Genomic DNA, 19,026 nt, shown 5'->3' with positions numbered 1-19,026 from the left:
GCATGGCGTGGATCTACTGAACACACAACGCCCGGCCTTGGCCGGGCGTTGTTGCATGCGGGCATCTACTGCGCGTCGGCCTCTGCCTTGCGCTCGCGTTCGGCCGCCTCGTCCATGGTCTTCTGCACGCCTTTGGCGCGGTCCAGGGGGTGATTGACTGCCTTGGCCAATGCCTGCGGTTCCGGTGGTCGTTCCGGATTCGGCGGTGCAGGGCGCTGGCACCCGGCCAGCACGACTGCCGACAGCAGGACGGGAATCAGGACGCGCATGGCAGCTCTCCACGAGGGATGTGGGGCAAGTGTCGCATCACGGGCGGGGGACGCTCGTGAGCGCGTATCCTTGCTGCATCGAAACACAGTGGGCGCGGCCCCGGAGGACATATGACCCAGCAACGGTGGCGCCTGGATGGGCAGACGGCGCTGATCACCGGTGCCAGCGCCGGTATCGGCCTGGCGATCGCGCATGAACTGGCCGGTCTCGGCGCCGATCTGATGATCGTCGGCCGCGACCTGGATATGCTGGAGAGTGCCCGCGACGAGCTGCTGGATGTGTATCCGCAGCACCAGGTGCACGCATTGGCCGCCGATGTGTCCGACGACGAAGATCGCCGGCAGATCCTGGACTGGGTCGAGGACCACGCCGATGGCCTGCACATCCTGGTCAACAATGCCGGTGGCAACATCACCAAGCCCGCCACCGAGTATTCCGAAGACGAGTGGCGTGGCATTTTCGAGACCAATCTGTTCTCGGCGTTCGAACTGTCGCGCTACGCGCATCCGTTGCTCGCGCGCCACGCGTCGTCAGCCATCGTCAACGTCGGCAGCGTGTCCGGCCTGACCCATGTGCGCAGTGGTGTGGTCTATGGCATGACCAAGGCGGCGATGCACCAGATGACCCGCAATCTCGCCGTGGAGTGGGCCGAGGACGGCATCCGGGTCAACGCGGTGGCCCCGTGGTACATCCGCACCCGTCGCACCTCCGGTCCGCTGTCCGATACGGATTACTACGAGGAAGTGATCGCACGCACGCCGATGCGGCGCATCGGTGAGCCGGAGGAAGTGGCCTCGGCCGTGGGCTTCCTGTGCCTGCCGGCATCGAGCTATGTCACCGGCGAATGCATCGCGGTGGATGGCGGCTTCCTGCGTTACGGGTTCTGACGGCGCCCGCTCGCTGGCTTCACTTCGGCACCGGGCAGTTGCTGGCTTCCAGCACGGCCTGCAGGCGCTCGCGTTCGCTGCGCGCCGTCGGCTGATTCTCCGGTGCGGCGAACCGCTCGCGACCCCGTGCATCGCGGAAGCGCTGCTGCCAGCTGCCGCAGCGCTGTGCTTCGGCAACTTCGGTGCAGCGATCGCGGACCACTTCGCAGCTGGCCGCGTTGACCGGTGTTGCCCCGCCCAGGCCCTGTACGTTCAACAGTTCGCAATGGCCCGGTGCGGCTTCGTACTCATGCAGGTACGCGCTTCCCTCGCTGCTGAGGCATTGATAGATCGCCGGCAGCGGTGGCTTTGGCGCTGCGTTGTCATCCATCGCCGTGGCGTCGCTCGAACGTGGCAGCATCGCGCTGTCGAGTATGGCGTCGCCGCCTTCGTGCTCGACCATGCGTGCTTCCATGATCGTTCGGCCCTCACGTGGCTGCGTGGCTGCAGGCTCGGCGGCGGCGTCCACGGTCGGCACCGCTGCAGGCGGCGGAGTGGGGCTGTTCTGCACCGGCGCGACCGGTGCCGCCGGCGCAGTCGCAGGGATGCGCTGGATCTGCTGGCGGGTACCAGCGGGGCAGGGGGTGCGTTGCAGCGTGGGAACATCGCTGCTGCCCATGCAGCGGTAGATCACCATGTCATCGGCCAACGCGCTGCCGGGCAGCAGGCCGATGGCCAGCCAGATCAGTTTTCTCATCATGCGTGCAGCCTACAGCCGTGGCCGATGCGCTGGTAGTTGCCAACCCTGGTTGGCACCGCTGTCTGCCAGCGCCCACCAAGGTGGGCGTCTACCAACGCAGGGCACAGCCCTCAGCGCAGGGCTCACACGCCCTGGTAGCTGCCAACCCTGGTTGGCACTGCTGTCTGCAAGCGCCCACCAAGGTGGGCCTCTACCAAAGCGCGCGGCACACCCCCCGGCGCGGGGCTCAGCGGCCGCAATCCTGCGCCAGCCGTGCATCGATGCCGCGCTGCTCGTTGCTGATCGCGGTGCGCTCGCTCTGCAGTGCGCTGTTGTAGCGCCGGTCCAGTTCCCAGCGACGATCACGCAGGCGTGCGCATACTTCCTGGGGGGGCAGGGCGTGACAGGTATCGCGAACCAGAATGTTGCCGGCAGGCACGTTGACACCGACGCCCACCGACGGCGGACGATAGACCGGTGGTCGACCACCGATGGAGGCATCGATGGTGCTGCCGCTACCGGCCGGGCGCGGCCCTGGATGCGGTCCGGGTCGCCCGCCGCCAGGATGGCCATGCGGATACCAGACCGTGGTCCACAGCGGCACCCAGCGCGGATTCCCTTCGTTGTTGTCGCTGGTGTAGCGGTCGCCGTCTTCACTCACGCATTCGTACATCGGCTGTGGCGGCTGGATGTAGACATGGCGCACCTCGCGCTCGCGCATCGGCGGTGCCTGCGCCGGTGAGGGCACTGCGGCGTCGGTGCTGACCACCCGTGGCGGCGGGTCGCGTGGGCGTTGCAGGTCGCGCACTTGCTGGCGGCCGGCAGTGCAGGGCTTGTCCTGCAGGGCGACGGCACCATTGCTGCCGACGCAGCGGTAGACCCGCACATCGTCAGCGGCAAGTGCCGGCAACGGCAGCAGCAGGACCAGGCACAGGACAGGGCGCAGCAGGGTCATATGCGCAGCGTGCGCGATCGGCAACGCCGACGCAATCAATCTGTCAGGAGCGCAGTACGTTGCCACTGAGCGCGTCGCGGATCGGTGTGGGCTGGGCCAGGCCACCGGTTTGTCCATGAAGGATGCCGTCGAGCAGGCGCAGCAGGCGCGGGTCCAGTTCTTCGCGGCTGCGCGCGGGTGGCTCGCCGGCAAGGTTGGCGCTGGTGGAGACCAGCGGGCCACCCCAGGCCTGGCACAGCGCTGCGACCAGGGGGTGGGCGCTGATACGTACCGCGATGCCGCTATGTTCGCCGGTGATCCAGCCGGGGGCGCGCGTACCGGCGGGCAGGATCCAGGTGTTGGCGCCGGGCCAGCTGGCAAGCACCGCGCGCTGGCGTGCATCGGGCAGCGCCTGCAGGCGCACCCAGCCCTGCAGCTGCGACAGTTCCGCGGCCACCAGGATCATGCCTTTCTCGATCGGGCGCTGCTTCAGCCGCAGCAGCAGGTGCACCGCTGCCTCATGCGAAGGGTCGCAGCCCAGGCCCCAGACGGCTTCGGTCGGGTAGGCGATCACCCCGCCACTGCGAAGCGTGGCGACTGCGGTGTCCAGTGTGAGTTCTTTCATGGCGGCGACCGGGCCCGGCGTGGGCCTTCATTATCCCCCCGCTGCGTGCACAACGGGTGGAGCAGTGGGTGCGGACCGTTGGTCCGCACACCTTGGCAGATCATCCACGCATGGCGTGGATCTACTTGGCGGCTTTCTTGGCCGGGGCCTTCTTCACCGCTTTCTTGGTGGCCTTCTTCGCCGCCTTCTTTGCCGGCGCCTTCTTGGCAGCGGCCTTCTTCGGCGCGGCTTCCTTCTTCACTGCCGCTTTCTTTGCCGGGGCCTTCTTCGCGGCGGCCTTCTTGGCGCCGAAGCCCTTGCGCACCGGTTTGCCGGTCTCTTCCATCAACTGCTGCACTTCGGCCAGGGTCAGCGATGCCGGCTCACGATCCTTGGGGATCTTGCCGTTCATCTTGCCGTCGCTGATGTACGGGCCGAAACGACCGTTCAGCACCTGGATGTCGCTGCCCTCGAATTCCTTGATGATCCGGTTGCGCGCGATTTCTTCCTTCTCTTCGATCAGGAACACGGCGCGGGCCAGGTCGATGGTGTACGGGTCGTCTTCCTTCTTCAGCGAGGCATAGGTGCTGCCGCGCTTGGCGAACGGGCCGAAGCGGCCGATGCCGACGCTGACGTCCTCGCCCTTGTCCTCACCCAGCGCGCGCGGCATCAGGAACAGCTCCAGCGCGTCTTCCAGGGAAATGGTGTGCATCGACTGGCCCGGCCGCAACGAGGCGAACTTGGGCTTGTCCTCGGCATCCTCGGCCGTGCTGCCGATGGCTGCGTAAGGCCCGAACCGGCCCAGGCGCACGCTGACCGGCTTGCCGGTCTTCGGGTCGGTGCCGAGCTCGCGCGCACCACTGGCCTCGGCGCGGTCGACCGATTCCTTCTTGTCTTCGACCAGTTCCTTGAACGGTCCCCAGAAACGCGACATCAGCGGAATCCACTCTTCCTCGCCGCGCGAGACGGCATCGAGCTCGTCTTCCAGCTTGGCGGTGAAGTCGTAGTCGACGTACTGGGTGAAGTGGCTGGACAGGAACTTGGATACCGCACGGCCGACATCGGACGGGCGGAAGCTGCGGCCTTCCATTTCCACGTACTTGCGGAACAGCAGGGTCTGGATGATCGAGGCGTAGGTCGAAGGACGGCCGATGCCATATTCTTCCAGCGCCTTCACCAGCGCCGCTTCGGTGAAGCGCGGCGGCGGCTGGGTGAAATGCTGGTCGGCCACGATGCGTTCCAGCGGCACGCGGTCGCCGGGCTTCATCGCCGGCAGCTTGCGGCCTTCGTCGTCATCCTCGGCGCTCTTGCTGTCCTTGCCTTCCTCGTACACGGCCAGGAAGCCGGGCACGACCACCGTGGTGCCGCTGGCGCGGAACACATGTTCGCTGCCGGCCGACAGATCCACGCTGACGGTGTTGAGCGTGGCCGGAATCATCTGGCAGGCCACTGCACGCTTCCAGATCAGCTCGTACAGCTTGCGCTCGTCGTCGGTCAGGAACCGTGCGACCTGGGCCGGGGTGCGCAGTGCCGAGGTCGGACGCACCGCTTCGTGCGCTTCCTGCGCGTTCTTGGACTTGGTCTGGTAGGTGTTGGGCTGGTCGGGCAGCGAGGCGATGCCGTAGTCACGGGCGATCACGTCGCGGATTTCGGCCAGCGCGTCCTGCGACAGGTTCACCGAGTCGGTACGCATGTACGAGATCAGGCCGACCGTGCCTTCGTCGCCGCCGATATCCACGCCTTCGTACAGCTTCTGCGCGACCTGCATGGTCTTGCGGGTGGTGAAACCCAGCTTGCGCGAGGCTTCCTGCTGCAGCGTGGAGGTGGTGAACGGCGGCGCGGGGCGACGCTTGCGCTCCTTGCTGGCCACGTCGGTGACGTGCAGGGCGCCCTGTGCGGCCTGCTGGATGCGCAGGCGGGCGGCCTCGGCGGTGTCGCCGTCGGTGACGGTGAACTGCTCGAACTTCTGCCCGTCCAGCTTGATCAGCTTGGCGTTGAAGTGCTGCGAGGGGTGCGCGCACTCGGCGGCGATCGACCAGTACTCGCGGGCGATGAAGGCTTCGATCTCTTCCTCGCGCTCGACGATCATGCGCAGCGCCGGGCTCTGCACGCGGCCGGCGGACAGGCCGCGCTGGACCTTGCGCCACAGCACCGGCGACAGGTTGAAGCCGACCAGGTAGTCCAGCGCGCGGCGCGCCTGCTGGGCATCGACCAAGTCGCTGGCGATCTCGCGCGGCTGGCTGATGGCTTCCTTGATCGCGCGCGGGGTGATCTCGGTGAAGACCACGCGCTGCATCGACTTGTCCTTGACCAGCCCACGCTCTTTCAGGATCTCGGCGATATGCCAGCTGATCGCTTCACCCTCGCGATCCGGGTCGGTCGCCAGCAGGATGTCGTCGGCGCCCTTTGCGGCCTTGGCGATCGCATCGACATGCTTTTCGTTCTTCTCGATCACGTCGTAATGCATGGCGAACCCGTTGTCCGGGTCAACCGCGCCTTCCTTCGGGATCAGGTCACGCACGTGCCCATACGAGGCCAGGACCGTGTAGTCCTTGCCGAGGTATTTGTTGATCGTCTTGGCTTTGGCCGGCGATTCAACGATGAGCAGGTGCTTGGGCATGGCAGCAGGGTCTGTGGGTAAGCCGCGGGGAAGGGCCGCTAGGGTGGAGCAAACGGCCGCATTAGTGAAGCGGCCACGGGCAAATCAATAAACTGAACGCCCGGGACTGTGCCGGGCGTTCAGGTTTCACCTTATTAGAGGAATCACGCCCGGCCTGCCATTGTCAAGCAGGGAGGCGTGAGGATGGCCGTCCGCGACGGCGCATTGGCCCTCGATCCCGGCTCACGATGCCATGTTGGCGATGACGCCGACAGCGAGGATGATCGCGGCGAAACCGGCCAGCACCAGCAGGCCGCCCAGCACCAGGATCACGATGGTCACCGTGCCCAGCTCGCGGCGCTGCAGCTGCGGCTGGTCGGTGTAGGCCCAGCGGTCGACCACCACGGTGTCGCAGATCAGGTCATGCAGGCCCTGCTTGCGCTCGGTGAAGGCGGCCATCAGGTAGCCGATGCACAGGGTCAGGCCACTGAGGAGGGTGGCGAAGTAGCGGCCGATGCTGCGGCCCAGGGTCAGGCGATCACCGTTGCCGCGCACGACCTTGATGCCGATGGCCATCTTGCCGAGGGTGGCGCCGCCACGGGAGGCATGGAACCAGCCGTAGTAGGCGGCGGCGATGAACAGGCCAGCCAGGCCACTGATCAGCTGGGTGACCACTTCCACCGCTGTTTCGCCGCTGCCGGTGGCCCCCATGCCGGCGCCGAGCACGAAGCCCAGCACACCACCGACCACACCGCTGGGAATCAGCAAGACGAAATAGTCGATCAGGTAGGCGGCAAAGCGCTTCCAGAAGCCGGCGTAGACCACTTCACCGCCCTGCACCGGCTGCGAATAGTCACCGCCGCCTGCGCCGGGCGCGGTGTACGGTGAGCTGCTGAGGGCGCCGGTGCCCGGCAGGGGCGCGGTGCCGTTGTCGATCGCGGCGTAGTCGTTGCGCAGGTCGAAGCCACCGGCGGCGGTGGAGGTGCTGGCATCGGCCAGGGTCTGCAGGCCCAGCTCTTCCACCATCTGCCGCAGCGGTGCCCACTGGCCCATGCCTTCGCGCCAGACCAGGGTGTCCAGGTTCAACTGGCCGCGCTGGAAACGCTGGCGAATCTCGGTGACCTCCAGCGGTCCCTGGCGTTGCTGTCCTTCGGCGTAGTACCACTCAGTCATTGCATGTCCCCTGTTGGGTCGTCCTTGGTGGGTTGCCCGATGCGCGGCTCAGCCGCGGCATTGCGTGGGCAGATACTTGTCGTCGCTTTCGCCGCTGCATTCCCAGCGCCCGCTGTCGCGGTCGTACTCGAGCCACAGCAGGTCGCCATCCTGGCTCTTGCCCGGAAACGCCAGCGTCGCTTCGATACCGCAATGGCCATTGTTGAAGCGGCCGATATGCACGGCCGACAGGCCCTGGCCTGCGAATTCGTCCGCCGCCGGGAAGCCGGCGTCGTTGGCGCCCGGGCAACGGCCCTGATCATCGGCGAAGTGCTGGACCTTGTCCTTCAGTGGCTGCAGCGCCGTGATAGCGCCGGCGACCTTGGCCTTGACGGTGTAGTCGTTGTACGCGGGCAGGGCGATGGCTGCCAGGATGGCCAGGATCGGCACCACCACCAGCAGGGCAACGCCGCCGATGATGGCGGTCAACGCGCAGCCGGACAGGCCCTTCTTCGCCACCGGTGCAGCGTCCATCGGCGTGGTCGCGTACGGAGAGGCGGGTGGCAGGGTGGGCGGCAGAGGCGCGGCAGGAGGTGGCGGTGGCGCGGTGGCGGCTGCATCAACCGCGGGCACGATCAGGCCCAGTTCGTCGACCACGTTGCGCAACGGCTGCCATTGCGGCAAGCCGTCGCGCCATACCAGGGTGTCCAGGGTGATCTGGTTGCTACGGAACAGCTCGATCAACTGTTCCGAGGGCAACGGGCCTTGCTGGCGGTTGCCTTCGGCATGGAACCACTCACTCACGGGGGACGCTCCTGAATGCGCACGGCCCCCAAGTGTACGGTCAGTGCAGGGGTTCTGGCTCGTCCACGAACATCTGCGTTTCCATCCAGGCGTAGGCCGCCTCGGCGCCAGGCTGGTTGAACAGCACCATCAGCACGACCCATTTCAGGTCGTCCAGGTCCAGTTCGTCCTGGTCCAGGGCCATGGCCCGGTCCAGCACCAGCTCGCGCTGGCCGGCATCCAGGATGCCGTGCTGTTCCAGGTACAGCAGGAAACCACGGCATTCCACATCAAGCTTGTCCAGCTCCGGGCCGTGATAGATGCGCACCGGGCCGTCGACCCGGGCCTGGGCCGCGCTGGGGCGCTGCGCTGCCAGGGCATCGAGCCATTCGAATGCCTTGTTGATCTCAGTGGGGCTGAAACCGGCCTGGATCAGGCCATTCTGCAGTGAGTCGCGGTCACGGATCAGGTCCGCATCTTCGCTGAAATAGTGTTCAAACAGGTACAACAGTACATCCAGGATGCTCTCTTTCATTGCCCCTCGGCCTGCGTCGCGCGACGCTGTGGAGGTGAAGAAACTAGGGACGTTGACAGTAGCGGCCGTGTACGCACACCACGATCCCCGCAAGTTCCATGGCCAGCAGCATGGAGGACACCTCCGACGCCGTCAATCCACACTGCGTGATCAGTGAATCCATACTGATGGGGTCGTACTCCAGTGCCCGCCACAAGCTCTGGTAGTCAGCGTCGTTCGCCCAGCATGCCGGCAGGTCCGCCGGCGCTGCCTGTTCAGTGGGGGTGGCCAGCCGGGTTTGCAAGCCCGGAAGCTGCTGGCGCAACGCCGGCGCCAGCAGTTCCAGCACTTCCTCGGGGCGTTCGACCAGGGCAACGCCTTCACGGATGAGCCGGTGGCAGCCGGCGGCGCGCGGATTGAGCACCGAGCCGGGTATCGCACAGACCTCACGGCCCGCTTCGGCCGCCAGCCGGGCCGTGATCAGGGCGCCCGAGCGTTGTGCGGCCTCGACCACCACCGTGGCCAGGGCCAGCCCGGCCACCAGCCGGTTGCGCGCGGGGAAATGGCCCGGCCGTGCGGGCGTGCCTGGCAGGTATTCGCTGAGTACCGCGCCTTCGGTGGCGATTGTTGCCTGCAGGCGGGCGTGGCTGGTGGGATAGGCGCGGTCCGGGCCGGTGCCGATCACCGCGAGCGTGCAGCCGCCTGCGTCCAGCGCCGCCTGGTGGGCGGCCGCGTCGATGCCTGCCGCCAATCCACTGGTCACGGCCAGCCCGGCCTCGACGAAGCAGGTAGCAAACCGGGCGGCGAGGGCACGCCCGGCGGGGGTGGGTGAACGGCTGCCGACCAGGGCTACGGCAGGACGCCAGGCGATGGCCGGATCGCCGGCAACGAACAGCGCCAGGGGCGGATGGGGTGCATCGAGCAGCAGGGGTGGGAAGGCCGGATCGTTGCAGGCCAGCAGATGATGATCAGGCTGCTGCAGCCAGCGCTGCGCAAGCGCGAGGGCGCGGCTGTCGGGGCGCTCCAGCGCAGCGCACTGTTCCGGCGTGCAGCCGTGGGCCCGCCAGCCTGCGACGCCCAGCGCCAACGCTGCCTCCGCGTTGCCGGCGGTCTGCAGCAGCGCGCGCCGGGGTGCCAGGGAACCACCGGCGATCAACAGGCGCAGCAGCGCCTCATGTTCATGCTCAGTCATCCACCGACTATCGGCCGCACACAACAAAGGCGCCCTAGGGCGCCTTCGCATATTGCTGTCAGGGTATCCCGGCGGTTGCCGGCGGATGTGGCCGACACACCCTGCCGAGGCCGGGCCGGGCCCGGCGCTGGATCATTTCGCGTCGGGATGCAGCGCGCTGTAGCCCACGCGCACCGGCTTCACGCCCTGCATCACCAGCGCATAGCTGACGTTGTCGAAGGTGCGGAAGACCATGGCATGCGCGGCGTACTCATCGGGCAGGCTGACCCGGCCGGCGCCCGTGCTGGTCGAGTCGTCCATGCGCGAGGACCCCGGGAACTTCATCCGGTGCGCCACGTGGCTGCCATGGCGCCACAGCGAGAACACGGTGCCGTTGTCCACGCCCTGGGCGCGGCCGGCGGAAATGGCGATCACATCGCGCGGGCCGCCGGTAGTGAACATGTCGGTGACCGCCAGCACGCGCACGTCCACGCCTTCCACGCCGGCTGCGGGCACATGCGGGAAGAACTGCAGGTCGTACGGCGTGGCCTCGACCGGCACCAGGCGGTCGCCGGCACGCACTTCACGGCCGCCGCTGGCGTTGTCCAGGGCCAGGGTCGACGCTTCGGTCTTGCCGCCAGCCACCTGGGTGATGGTGCCGGTGCCGACCTGTGCCAGCTCGTACCCCAGAATGCCGCGGCGGTGGTTGGGCGCGCTGAAAGCCTTCCAGAGGTTGCCGCTGCCGGGGGTGACATCGCCGTTGGCGGTCAGGTCCTCGGTGGGCTTGGGCTGGGCGTAGCGCACGGTCGGGCGGACCACGGCCCAGCGCTGCCCGACCTGGGCGTCGGCCAGGCGCACATAGGCGGTCTGCCCACCGGTGGCGCGCAGGCGGTTGTCTTCCAGGCCGACCACATACGGCAGCTGCTCGATGCTGTCGACCACGCTGAGCTGCTTCAGGAACGGCTCGACCTGGGCCAGCGGCACGCCGGTCACCGGGGCTTCCTGGCGCGGGCCGGGCTGGGCCGTCACCCGGTCCAGGTAGGCCAGGCTGAGGACGTCACCGGGATAGATAAGATGTGGATTGGCGACCTGCGGATTGGCCTGCCAGATCTCCGGCCACAACCAGGGCTTCTGCAGGAATCGTCCTGCAATGTCCCACAGCGTGTCCCCTTTGCGGACCACATAGGTGTCCGGGTGCCCGCCATTCACTTCCACGGCGGTAGCATAGGCAGCCACGGTCAGCATCGCCGCGGCGACGACCGTACGAAAACGAAGCAACATAGGTGTGAAGCCCTGATTCCCCAACAGGTCCGCGCACTATAGTCCAGAAACCGGGGCGCAAGGCAAGCGTTGGAGCTAGAATCTGCGACGTATGCCGGCGTAACCCGGCCCCAACCCCGGAAACTGCCATGGCTTTACTCCCCATCCTTGAGTTCCCCGATCCGCGCCTGCGTACCAAGGCTGCGTCGATCGATGCCGCCGAAGTGACCACGCCGGCGTTCCAGGAGCTGCTCGACAACATGTTCGAGACCATGTACGACGCCCCGGGCATCGGCTTGGCTGCCAGCCAGGTGGACGTGCACCAGCGCTTCATGGTCATCGACGTAAGCGAAGAAAAGAACGAGCCGCGCGTCTTCATCAACCCGGAAATCGTCGCCAAGGACGGGGGCCAGGTGTACCAGGAAGGCTGCCTGTCGGTGCCCGGCATCTTCGCCGACGTGACCCGTGCCGACACCATCACCGTCAAGTTCCTGGACCGCCAGGGGCAGCCGCAGGAACTGACCACCGACGGCCTGCTGGCGGTCTGCGTGCAGCACGAGATGGACCATCTGGACGGCAAGCTGTTCATCGATTACCTGTCGCCGCTGAAGCGCGAGATGGTCCGCAAGAAGCTGGCCAAACAGCGCAAGCACGTGGCGTGATGGCTGTTGTGGGCCGCCCTTCGGGGTGGCCCGCGCCTGTGCGTGACGCGCGGGCTGCATGGCGCCGGCCGACGGCGCCGTTTTTTTTCCTGCACGATTTCATCCTGCAAGTGGGGTTGCCATGAGGATTGTCTTTGCCGGTACGCCGGAATTCGCGGTGTCGTCGCTGCGCGCCGCTGCGCGTCATCACGAGGTCGTGGCTGTCTATACGCAGCCTGATCGCCCGGCCGGTCGCGGCCGTGGGTTGGCCCCTTCGCCGGTCAAGCTGGAAGCAGTCGCCCGCGGCATCCCCGTGTACCAGCCGGAAACGCTGAAGGACGAGGCGGCCCAGCAGCAGCTGCGTGACCTGCAGCCGGACCTGATGGTGGTGGTGGCCTATGGCCTGATCCTGCCCAAGGCGGTGCTGACCATCCCGACCCACGGTTGCTGGAACGTGCATGGATCGCTGCTGCCGCGCTGGCGCGGCGCCGCACCGATCCAGCGTGCCATCCAGGCCGGTGACCAGAAGACCGGCATCTGCCTGATGCAGATGGAAGCTGGCCTGGATACGGGCCCGGTGCTGCTGCACCAGGAACTGCCGATCGCCGCCACCGATACCGGTGGCCAGCTGCACGACAAGCTGGCCGAGCTCGGTGCGCAGGTGCTGTCCGACGGGCTGGGCCTGTTGCGCGCCGGCATCAAGCCGATCGCACGGCCGCAGCCGGAGCAGGGCGTGACCTACGCGCACAAGCTGGACAAGGCCGAGGCAAAGCTGGACTGGGCGCAGGACGCCGAAACGCTGGCGCGTACCGTGCGTGCGTTCAATCCGTGGCCGATTGCCGAGGCACTGCTGGCCGCTGAGCGCGTGCGCATCCACGGCGCGGTGGCGCTGGATGTGGCGCATGGCCAGGCACCGGGCACGGTGCTGGCCGCTGGCCGCGAAGGCATCGACATCGCCTGCGGGCAGGGCGCGCTGCGGCTGCGCGTGCTGCAGCGGGAAGGCGGCAAGGCAATCACTGCTGCCGACTACCTCAATGCGCGCCGTGACCTGCGCGTGGGGGTTTGACGGGTGAGCAAGGCAAACGATTTTTCCATCGCCAAGGCGGCGCCGGGCGCGGCCACCCGCATGCTGGCGGCGCGCGTGCTGGCGCAGGTGTTCACCCGTGGTCGTTCGCTCAAGGCGGAACTGGCCTGGGCGCTGCCGAAACTGGCCGACACCCGCGACCGCGCGCTGCTTGAAGCGTTGTGCTTTGCGGTGCTGCGCCGTCGCAGCACCTATGACGCCGCCCTGCAGGGATGGATGCAGAAGCCGCTGTCCGCACGCGATGCCGACCTGCGCACGCTGCTGATGGTGGGTTTCGCCCAGCTGGATGTGCTGGAGCTGCCGGCCCATGCGGCGCTGTCGGCCACGGTCGATGCTGCACGCGCACTCGGCCGTGAACGCCAGGCGGGTCTGGTCAACGCGATCCTGCGCCGGGCCCAGCGCGAGGGTTTCCCCGAACAACCGGCACGCGACGCATTTCCGGTCTGGCTGGCCGAGGCCGTCGAACGCGACTGGCCGGCACAGGCCGAGGCGATCTTCGCTGCCAGCCTGCAGCCGGCGCCGCTGTGGCTGCGTGCCAACCGCCAGCACGGCGGGCGCGACACGATGATGGCGGCCCTGGCCGAGGCGGGCATTGCCGCCGAAGCCAGCACGCTGAGCGCCGATGCGCTGCGACTGGCCGCGCCGGTTCCGGTGAACCAGTTGCCCGGCTTCGGCGAGGGCCTGCTGTCGGTGCAGGACCTGTCGGCGCAATGTGCCGCCGACGCGCTGGCGCCGCCGACCGGCAGCCGCGTGCTCGACGCGTGTGCCGCGCCGGGTGGCAAGGCTGCGCACCTGCTTGAGCGCGACCCCAGCCTGCGATTGCTGGCGCTGGATATCGATGCCCGTCGCCTGGCGCGCGCCAAGGATACGTTCGCTCGTACCGGCGTGGGCGAAGGTGCCCAGGTTCTGGTAGCCGATGCCAGCGATCCGGGGGCCTGGTGGGACGGCGTGCCGTTCGATGCGATCCTGCTGGATGCACCGTGCTCGGCCACCGGCGTCATCCGCCGGCAGCCGGATGTGATGTTCCATCGCCGTGCGGAGGATATCGATGCGCTGGTCGGCATCCAGGCCCGGTTGCTGGAGGCCTGCTGGTCGATGCTGCGCCCCGGCGGTGTGCTGCTGTATGCCACCTGCTCGATCCTGCGCGCGGAAAACGTCGACCAGGTGAAGGGCTTCCTGAAGTGGCACGCGGATGCGGAAGCGGTCGCGCTGGGTGACGCATTTGGTCTGGACTGTGACGGTATCGCACGCCAGCGCCTGCCCGGTGAAAACGATGCTGACGGATTTTTCTACGCGCGTCTGCTAAAAAAGGCCTGACCCAACCGCTGTCCGAGCCCCCATGCTGAAAACCCGTGCGTCACGCCAGACGTGGCTGTTTGTTGTGATGGCCCTGTTGGTGTTGGGCGCCGGCCTGGGACTACGTGATCCCTGGCCCTCGGACGAACCGCGCTTCGCCCTGGTCGCCAAGCAGATGGTGGACAGCGGCGACTGGCTGTTCCCGCATCGTGGGCTGGAACTGTACTCGGACAAGCCGCCGATGCTGATGTGGTGGCAGGCCACGCTGTACAGCGTGGTCGGCAACTGGCGTGTGGCGTTCCTGCTGCCCTCGCTGATCGCCGCCCTCGGCACGCTGTGGTGCGTGGTCGACCTGGGCCGGCGCCTGTGGACACGCCAGGTTGGCCTGTACGCCGGTTGGGCGCTGCTGTTCGCCCTGCAGTTCACCTTCCAGGCGAAGAAGGCGCAGATCGACCCGCTGGTGGTGTTGTTCATCACCCTGGCCAACTACGGTCTGCTGCGCCACCTGCTGCTGGGGCCCGCCTGGCGCTGGTGGTGGCTGGGCTGGTTCTTTGCCGGCATCGGGGTGATCACCAAGGGCGTGGGCGTGATCGCGCTGCTGATGATCGTGCCAGCGGTGATCGGTTCGGCGCTGCACTGGCCGCGCGTACGGCTGCATGCACGCGACCTGCGCTTCTGGCTGGCGCCGCTGGCGTTCGTGCTGGCCATCGCGCTGTGGCTGGTACCGATGGTGATGACCGCACTGGCGACCCGCTCCGGCGAGTACCTGGCCTACATGGACGACATCCTGTTCCGGCAGACCGCCAAGCGCTATGCGCAATCATGGGATCACCACCAGCCCTGGTGGTACTTCCTGGGCACCATGCCGTCGATGTGGATTCCGGCCTTCCTGGCGCTGCCGTGGGCGATCCCCGCCTGGCGGCGCCGCTTGCAGCGTCGTGACGCGCGCTACCTGTTGCTGCTGGGCTGGTGGGCGCTGATCGTGCTGTTCTTCTCGATCCCCAATGGCAAGCGCGACGTCTACATCCTGCCGGCGCTGCCGATGTTCTGCCTGGCGTTGGCGCCGCTGCTCCCGGGGCTGCTGCGCCGGCGCGACGTGCAGTGGCTGCTGGGCGCGTTCACCCTGTTGCTGTCGCTGGGCACGTTGGCCGCCGGGCTGGCGGCCCTGCTGGGCAAGCCCGGCTTCGAAACGCGGCTGATGCAGACGCGCGGCATCGGCAATGGCGAGATGAACGCCCTGGCCTGGGCAGCGATGGCGATGGGCGGCTGGGGTGCGGCCAGCCTGCTGTTGTTCGGGCGCGGCCGCCGCCAGCTGGCATTGGTCTCGACGCTCACTGCCGTGTGGGTGCTGTACAGCCTGATCGGCTATCCGCTGCTGAATGATTCAAGTTCCGCGCGCGGCCTGATGCGGCACACCGGCCAGCGTATCGGCGCCGATGCCGAGCTGGGGCTGGTGGCCTGGAAGGAGCAGAATCTGCTGATGGCCGACCGCCCGGCCGCCACCTTCGGTTTCAACGAGCCTTGGGATGCTCAGCTGGCTGCGGCCGTGCAGTGGCAGCAGCTGGCGCCCGAGCGCCGCTGGCTGCTGGTCCACGAAGACGCGCTGCTGCCCTGCGTCGATCGCAGTCGCGCCGAACTGGCCGGTATCGCCAACCGCCGCCGTTGGTGGCTGGTGCCTGCCGCTGCGGTGCAGGGGCCGTGCGTGGCCAGCGCCGACGAGCGGGAACGTGAACGGCGATTGCAGCGTGAGGAGTAACCACTCTGACCTGCGCTTGTCCAGACTGCCCAAGCGGCGCCAAAGGCAGTAAAACGTCAGCGTGGGGTCTCCCGTGCCGGCGCCCCCGTTCATTCCGCAGGATCGCAGCGAAACTTTTCGACGTGGCAGATTCACAGCACAACCTGGAATCCACGATCGGCGATCCGCTGGGCGTCCCCGCAGGGAGGCGTCCGCGCGCGGCGCACTGGCTGGCGCAGATCGGCCTGTTCTGCATGCCGGCACTGGTGCTGACCATCCCGATCAACCTGTTGCCCTACGCGCTGCTGCTGCTGGTCAGCACCGCGATGGCGCCCGGCTTGCTGTGGCAGGCCCGGCGGCTGGACGTGCAGCCGATCAAGGTCCTCAGCTGGCTGATGCTGGCGGTGCTGGTGATGGCCATCGTGTCGGTCGTGCTGTTCGAACAGGGCCTGCGCGATGTCGACAATCGATCCCGCTTCCTGGTCATCCCGTGGATCGCATTGTGGGTCTGCGCGCTGCGCCCGGACATGCGCTGGCTGTGGCGCGGTGCGTTCGCCGGCCTGCTGGGTACCTTCGCGCTGGCGTTGTTACAGGTGCTGGGTGGCGCGCCGCGTGCGGAACTGTCCACCAACGCGATCGTGCTCGCCGACATCGTGGTGATGCTGATGGTGCTGCTGGTGTTCTGCCGGCCGTCGCGACGCTGGTCGCTGGTGATCGTCGGCACCGCCGCCGGTTGCGGAACCATCATCCTCACCGGCAGCCGCGGCGTGTTCGCAGCACTGCTGGCGCTGCTGGTGGTGCTGGCACTCAGCCTGCGCTGGCGCACCGGCGTGGCGCGCCTGTCGGTGCTTGCCGGCATGCTGGCCATCGCTGCGACCCTGCTGCTGTCGGTACCCGAGCTGCGCCACCAGGTGCGGTTGTCCGAACTGCACAGCGATGTGCAGCGCATGGAGCAGGGTGACAGCGACTCTTCGGCCGGGGCGCGCGTCGAGCGCCTGCAGGTGGCATGGGAGACCTTCCTCGATCATCCGCTGACCGGGGTAGGCATCGGCCACTTCGACACGGCCATGAAGCGGGTGCCGGTCTGCCGCGAGAACCCGCAGGAAATCCGCTGCCACCTGCGCCATGCGCACAACGATCTGGCCGAGTGGGGGGCTACCCAGGGCCTTCCGGGCGTGTTGCTGCTGCTGGCCGTGTATGGCGTGCCCCTGTGGGTATTCGTGCGCCTGCACCGGCGCAGCGGGCACGGTACCTTCCGTGGGCCGGCCGCCGCCGGCGTGATGGTGGTGGTGTCCTACATCCTGTGCGGGCTGACCCAGTCGATGTTCGCGCACCAGATGACCGCCAGCTTCTACGTCACCATCGTCGGCCTGCTCACCGGGCTGTCGATCGTGGAAGGGGCGCGGCGCCGGGCAAAGAGCGCGCGGTAACGTCCAGCCACGCTCGAGTGCAGGCTCAGGGCTGTGGCGGATCGGACACGGCCTGGCCGTTGCCCAGCATCCACAGCATGATGGTCTTCTGCCGCACGTAGTTGGCGCGCACATAGGCATACACCAGGCCATGCCAGCCGTCGCGGAAGCCGCCCCGGAACAGGAAGCCGCGCCAGAACCGCCAGGCCGGGGCCAGCACCAGCTTGCCGAGGGTGGCCCGCTTGCCGCGCGCGAACTCGTGCTCGGCCATCATCCGCGCGTACTTCTCGGTCTTGGCCAGCTGCTGCTGCAGCGAGCGGTAGGGGAAGTGGATGAGGTCCCCACGCAGGGTGCCGACGGTGCCATCGACGCTGGCCGCCTCATGGATTTCACGCTTGCCGCGCCAGCCACCGTGGCGGCGGTCGAACAGGCGCAGCACCCGGTCCGGATAGGCATTGCCGTGGCGCAGGAACCGGCCGAAATACTCCGACAGGCGCGCGAAGCGGTAACCGGCATGACCTGCAAAACCGCCGTCGCGGGCCTGCTCGATGGCCGTGCGCAGTTCCGGGCTGATGCGCTCGTCGGCGTCCAGGCACAGCACCCAGTCATGGGTGGCCTGCTCGACGCAGAACGCCTTCTGGCTGCGGAAGCCATCGAACGGGCGCTGCAGCACGCGGGCGCCGGCCGCCTCGGCGATCGCCACCGTGGCGTCGGTGGAATACGAGTCCACCACCACGATCTCGTCGCAGAAGGCCAGCGAGGCCAGGCAGTCGCCGATGCGCCCGGCCTCGTTGAACGCGATAATGCAGGCCGAGATGCGAGGCCGTTCGATGGGAGCGGTCGTGGAGGACATGATGGCCGGGTACCTGTTGTTTGCGACGGAGCGCTATGCGCTGCCTATTCTCGCCCCGTTGGTGCAGGCCTTGCACGCTTCCGGCCAGGAAGTGGCGGCCTGGTTCGAAGATGGTGCGGCCGGCAGCCAGCTGCCCGGCGTGCCCAACATCGGCCTGAAGCAGGCGCTGGCGATGCGCCCGCGGGCGGTGTTCAGCGCGGCCAACTGGGTGCCGACCTTCCTGTCGGGGGCCAAGGTGCAGCTGTTCCATGGCTTCAACGTGGAAAAGCGCGACAGCGCGCGTGGCCACTTCCGGGTGCGTGGCATGTTCGACCTTTACTGCACGCAGGGCCCTGCCACCACCGCGCCGTTCCGCGAGATCGCGGCACTGCAGGGTCATTTTGCCGTGGCCGAAACCGGCTGGCCGAAGCTGGACCCGCTGTTCCGCGACGATGGCGGTGACAGTGCCGCGCTGCGCAGTGCCGCCGGCGGCCGCCCCGTGATCCTGTTCGGTTCAACCTTCACCGAGCGCTTGAGTGCGGCCCCGCACCTGCATGCGCAGATCGCCGCCGACATCGCCGCCGGGCAGCACTACTGGCTGCTGACCCTGCACCCCAAGTGCCCGCCGGAACTGTTCGAACGCTACCGCGCGCTGGCCGGCGCCAATGCGCGCTTCATCGAACCGGAGCAGGTGATGGCCGCGCAGCGCGCCGCCGACGTGCTGGTGTCGGACACCTCATCGATCGTTTCCGAGTTCATCGTCCAGCACAAGCCGGTGGTGACCTTCCGCAACCGCGTGCCGAAGCCGCACATGATCGATTTCGACGATCCGCAGCAGCTGCCGGCCATGCTGGCGCGCGCGCTGCATCCGGATGCGGCGTTGCAGGCGGAGATCGTGCGCTACGCCGATACCATCCACCCGTACCGCGATGGCCTGTCCAGCGAGCGGGTGATCGCCGCGACGGAGGATTTCCTGTCCGGCGAGATGGGTGTGCTGCGTCGCAAGCCGTTCGGCAGCTGGGTGCGTGACCTGCAGATCCGCAAGGATCTGGGCTACTGGGGGCCGTCGCAACGGTGACGTAGGTCCTGTAGAGCCGAGCCCATGCTCGGCTGCGGCAAGCCGAGCATGGGCTCGGC

General features: G+C 67.7%; 18 protein-coding genes. 7 read left to right on the top strand and 11 right to left on the bottom strand.

The window, feature by feature from the left end:
• Positions 1 to 65: 65 nt before the first annotated feature.
• Positions 66 to 269, bottom strand: coding sequence for a hypothetical protein (locus tag ACFX4F_RS10175; RefSeq protein WP_099820515.1), 204 nt, complete (start codon positions 267 to 269; stop codon positions 66 to 68).
• A gap of 111 nt (positions 270 to 380) precedes the next feature.
• Here ACFX4F_RS10175 and ACFX4F_RS10170 point away from each other — a divergent pair, with 111 nt between their 5' ends.
• On the top strand, positions 381 to 1,157 hold the full coding sequence (locus ACFX4F_RS10170; protein WP_380654797.1) for an SDR family oxidoreductase: 777 nt from the start codon (positions 381 to 383) through the stop codon (positions 1,155 to 1,157).
• Positions 1,158 to 1,176: 19 nt separating this feature from the next.
• Here ACFX4F_RS10170 and ACFX4F_RS10165 read toward each other — a convergent pair whose 3' ends face one another.
• The 9 genes from ACFX4F_RS10165 to ACFX4F_RS10125 form a co-directional block, all read right to left on the bottom strand.
• Positions 1,177 to 1,893 (bottom strand): hypothetical protein, encoded by a 717-nt coding sequence (locus tag ACFX4F_RS10165; protein WP_380654794.1) that lies wholly within the window; start codon positions 1,891 to 1,893, stop codon positions 1,177 to 1,179.
• A 229-nt stretch (positions 1,894 to 2,122) separates the two neighbouring features.
• A complete protein-coding gene (locus ACFX4F_RS10160; protein WP_099820517.1) occupies positions 2,123 to 2,830 on the bottom strand; it encodes a hypothetical protein in 708 nt (235 codons plus the stop codon).
• A 43-nt stretch (positions 2,831 to 2,873) separates the two neighbouring features.
• On the bottom strand, positions 2,874 to 3,434 hold the full coding sequence (locus ACFX4F_RS10155) for a Sua5/YciO/YrdC/YwlC family protein (RefSeq protein ID WP_099820518.1): 561 nt from the start codon (positions 3,432 to 3,434) through the stop codon (positions 2,874 to 2,876).
• Between the two features lie 121 nt (positions 3,435 to 3,555).
• Entirely contained in the window at positions 3,556 to 6,033 is a 2,478-nt protein-coding gene (locus ACFX4F_RS10150) for a DNA topoisomerase I (protein WP_099820519.1), read from the bottom strand.
• A 222-nt stretch (positions 6,034 to 6,255) separates the two neighbouring features.
• Complete coding sequence (locus tag ACFX4F_RS10145; RefSeq protein WP_099820520.1) at positions 6,256 to 7,185, bottom strand: RDD family protein; 930 nt, start codon at positions 7,183 to 7,185, stop codon at positions 6,256 to 6,258.
• A gap of 48 nt (positions 7,186 to 7,233) precedes the next feature.
• Positions 7,234 to 7,968 carry a GYF domain-containing protein gene (locus ACFX4F_RS10140; protein WP_099820521.1) on the bottom strand — a complete coding sequence of 245 codons (735 nt, stop codon included), beginning with the start codon at positions 7,966 to 7,968 and terminating at the stop codon, positions 7,234 to 7,236.
• A 40-nt stretch (positions 7,969 to 8,008) separates the two neighbouring features.
• On the bottom strand, positions 8,009 to 8,482 hold the full coding sequence (locus tag ACFX4F_RS10135; RefSeq protein ID WP_025879062.1) for a DUF494 family protein: 474 nt from the start codon (positions 8,480 to 8,482) through the stop codon (positions 8,009 to 8,011).
• 43 nt (positions 8,483 to 8,525) lie between these two features.
• On the bottom strand, positions 8,526 to 9,653 hold the full coding sequence (gene dprA / locus ACFX4F_RS10130; RefSeq protein WP_099820522.1) for a DNA-processing protein DprA: 1,128 nt from the start codon (positions 9,651 to 9,653) through the stop codon (positions 8,526 to 8,528).
• Between the two features lie 132 nt (positions 9,654 to 9,785).
• Positions 9,786 to 10,913 (bottom strand): LysM peptidoglycan-binding domain-containing protein, encoded by a 1,128-nt coding sequence (locus ACFX4F_RS10125; protein ID WP_099820523.1) that lies wholly within the window; start codon positions 10,911 to 10,913, stop codon positions 9,786 to 9,788.
• A gap of 128 nt (positions 10,914 to 11,041) precedes the next feature.
• Between ACFX4F_RS10125 and def the strand changes: the two genes are divergently transcribed.
• From def to ACFX4F_RS10100, 5 genes are all read left to right on the top strand, one after another.
• Positions 11,042 to 11,554: a peptide deformylase gene (def, locus tag ACFX4F_RS10120; RefSeq protein ID WP_099820524.1), complete on the top strand. Its 513-nt coding sequence runs from the start codon at positions 11,042 to 11,044 to the stop codon at positions 11,552 to 11,554.
• A 121-nt stretch (positions 11,555 to 11,675) separates the two neighbouring features.
• A complete protein-coding gene (gene fmt, locus ACFX4F_RS10115; protein ID WP_099820525.1) occupies positions 11,676 to 12,599 on the top strand; it encodes a methionyl-tRNA formyltransferase in 924 nt (307 codons plus the stop codon).
• A 3-nt stretch (positions 12,600 to 12,602) separates the two neighbouring features.
• Positions 12,603 to 13,934: a 16S rRNA (cytosine(967)-C(5))-methyltransferase RsmB gene (gene rsmB, locus ACFX4F_RS10110; protein WP_099820526.1), complete on the top strand. Its 1,332-nt coding sequence runs from the start codon at positions 12,603 to 12,605 to the stop codon at positions 13,932 to 13,934.
• 22 nt (positions 13,935 to 13,956) lie between these two features.
• Positions 13,957 to 15,669 (top strand): glycosyltransferase family 39 protein, encoded by a 1,713-nt coding sequence (locus ACFX4F_RS10105; RefSeq protein ID WP_099820527.1) that lies wholly within the window; start codon positions 13,957 to 13,959, stop codon positions 15,667 to 15,669.
• Positions 15,670 to 15,902: 233 nt separating this feature from the next.
• Entirely contained in the window at positions 15,903 to 17,078 is a 1,176-nt protein-coding gene (locus ACFX4F_RS10100) for an O-antigen ligase (RefSeq protein ID WP_243380195.1), read from the top strand.
• Between the two features lie 25 nt (positions 17,079 to 17,103).
• Here ACFX4F_RS10100 and ACFX4F_RS10095 read toward each other — a convergent pair whose 3' ends face one another.
• Positions 17,104 to 17,910, bottom strand: a complete 807-nt coding sequence (locus ACFX4F_RS10095) for a glycosyltransferase family 2 protein (protein ID WP_099820528.1) — start codon at positions 17,908 to 17,910, stop codon at positions 17,104 to 17,106.
• On the opposite strand from ACFX4F_RS10095, the gene ACFX4F_RS10090 reads away from it, so the two are divergent.
• A complete protein-coding gene (locus ACFX4F_RS10090; protein WP_099820529.1) occupies positions 17,909 to 18,967 on the top strand; it encodes a CDP-glycerol glycerophosphotransferase family protein in 1,059 nt (352 codons plus the stop codon). The two genes, ACFX4F_RS10095 and ACFX4F_RS10090, sit on opposite strands and share 2 nt — an antisense overlap.
• Positions 18,968 to 19,026: the final 59 nt, after the last annotated feature.

This window comes from Stenotrophomonas sp. YIM B13575, assembly GCF_042787595.1.
GTDB classification, from domain to species: Bacteria; Pseudomonadota; Gammaproteobacteria; order Xanthomonadales; family Xanthomonadaceae; genus Stenotrophomonas; species Stenotrophomonas lactitubi_B.
This window is presented reverse-complemented; position numbering and strand designations above follow the sequence as displayed.

Coding starts and splice junctions, on each gene's coding strand:
- ACFX4F_RS10090 (WP_099820529.1), top strand. CDS start 17,909: ATGATGGCCGGGTACCTGTTGTTTGCGACGGAGCGCTATGCGCTGCCT.
- ACFX4F_RS10125 (WP_099820523.1), bottom strand. CDS start 10,913: ATGTTGCTTCGTTTTCGTACGGTCGTCGCCGCGGCGATGCTGACCGTG.
- ACFX4F_RS10170 (WP_380654797.1), top strand. CDS start 381: ATGACCCAGCAACGGTGGCGCCTGGATGGGCAGACGGCGCTGATCACC.
- ACFX4F_RS10175 (WP_099820515.1), bottom strand. CDS start 269: ATGCGCGTCCTGATTCCCGTCCTGCTGTCGGCAGTCGTGCTGGCCGGG.
- ACFX4F_RS10160 (WP_099820517.1), bottom strand. CDS start 2,830: ATGACCCTGCTGCGCCCTGTCCTGTGCCTGGTCCTGCTGCTGCCGTTG.
- ACFX4F_RS10150 (WP_099820519.1), bottom strand. CDS start 6,033: ATGCCCAAGCACCTGCTCATCGTTGAATCGCCGGCCAAAGCCAAGACG.
- ACFX4F_RS10135 (WP_025879062.1), bottom strand. CDS start 8,482: ATGAAAGAGAGCATCCTGGATGTACTGTTGTACCTGTTTGAACACTAT.
- ACFX4F_RS10165 (WP_380654794.1), bottom strand. CDS start 1,893: ATGAGAAAACTGATCTGGCTGGCCATCGGCCTGCTGCCCGGCAGCGCG.
- ACFX4F_RS10095 (WP_099820528.1), bottom strand. CDS start 17,910: ATGTCCTCCACGACCGCTCCCATCGAACGGCCTCGCATCTCGGCCTGC.
- ACFX4F_RS10105 (WP_099820527.1), top strand. CDS start 13,957: ATGCTGAAAACCCGTGCGTCACGCCAGACGTGGCTGTTTGTTGTGATG.
- def (WP_099820524.1), top strand. CDS start 11,042: ATGGCTTTACTCCCCATCCTTGAGTTCCCCGATCCGCGCCTGCGTACC.
- fmt (WP_099820525.1), top strand. CDS start 11,676: ATGAGGATTGTCTTTGCCGGTACGCCGGAATTCGCGGTGTCGTCGCTG.
- ACFX4F_RS10145 (WP_099820520.1), bottom strand. CDS start 7,185: ATGACTGAGTGGTACTACGCCGAAGGACAGCAACGCCAGGGACCGCTG.
- ACFX4F_RS10100 (WP_243380195.1), top strand. CDS start 15,903: ATGCCGGCACTGGTGCTGACCATCCCGATCAACCTGTTGCCCTACGCG.
- dprA (WP_099820522.1), bottom strand. CDS start 9,653: ATGACTGAGCATGAACATGAGGCGCTGCTGCGCCTGTTGATCGCCGGT.
- ACFX4F_RS10155 (WP_099820518.1), bottom strand. CDS start 3,434: ATGAAAGAACTCACACTGGACACCGCAGTCGCCACGCTTCGCAGTGGC.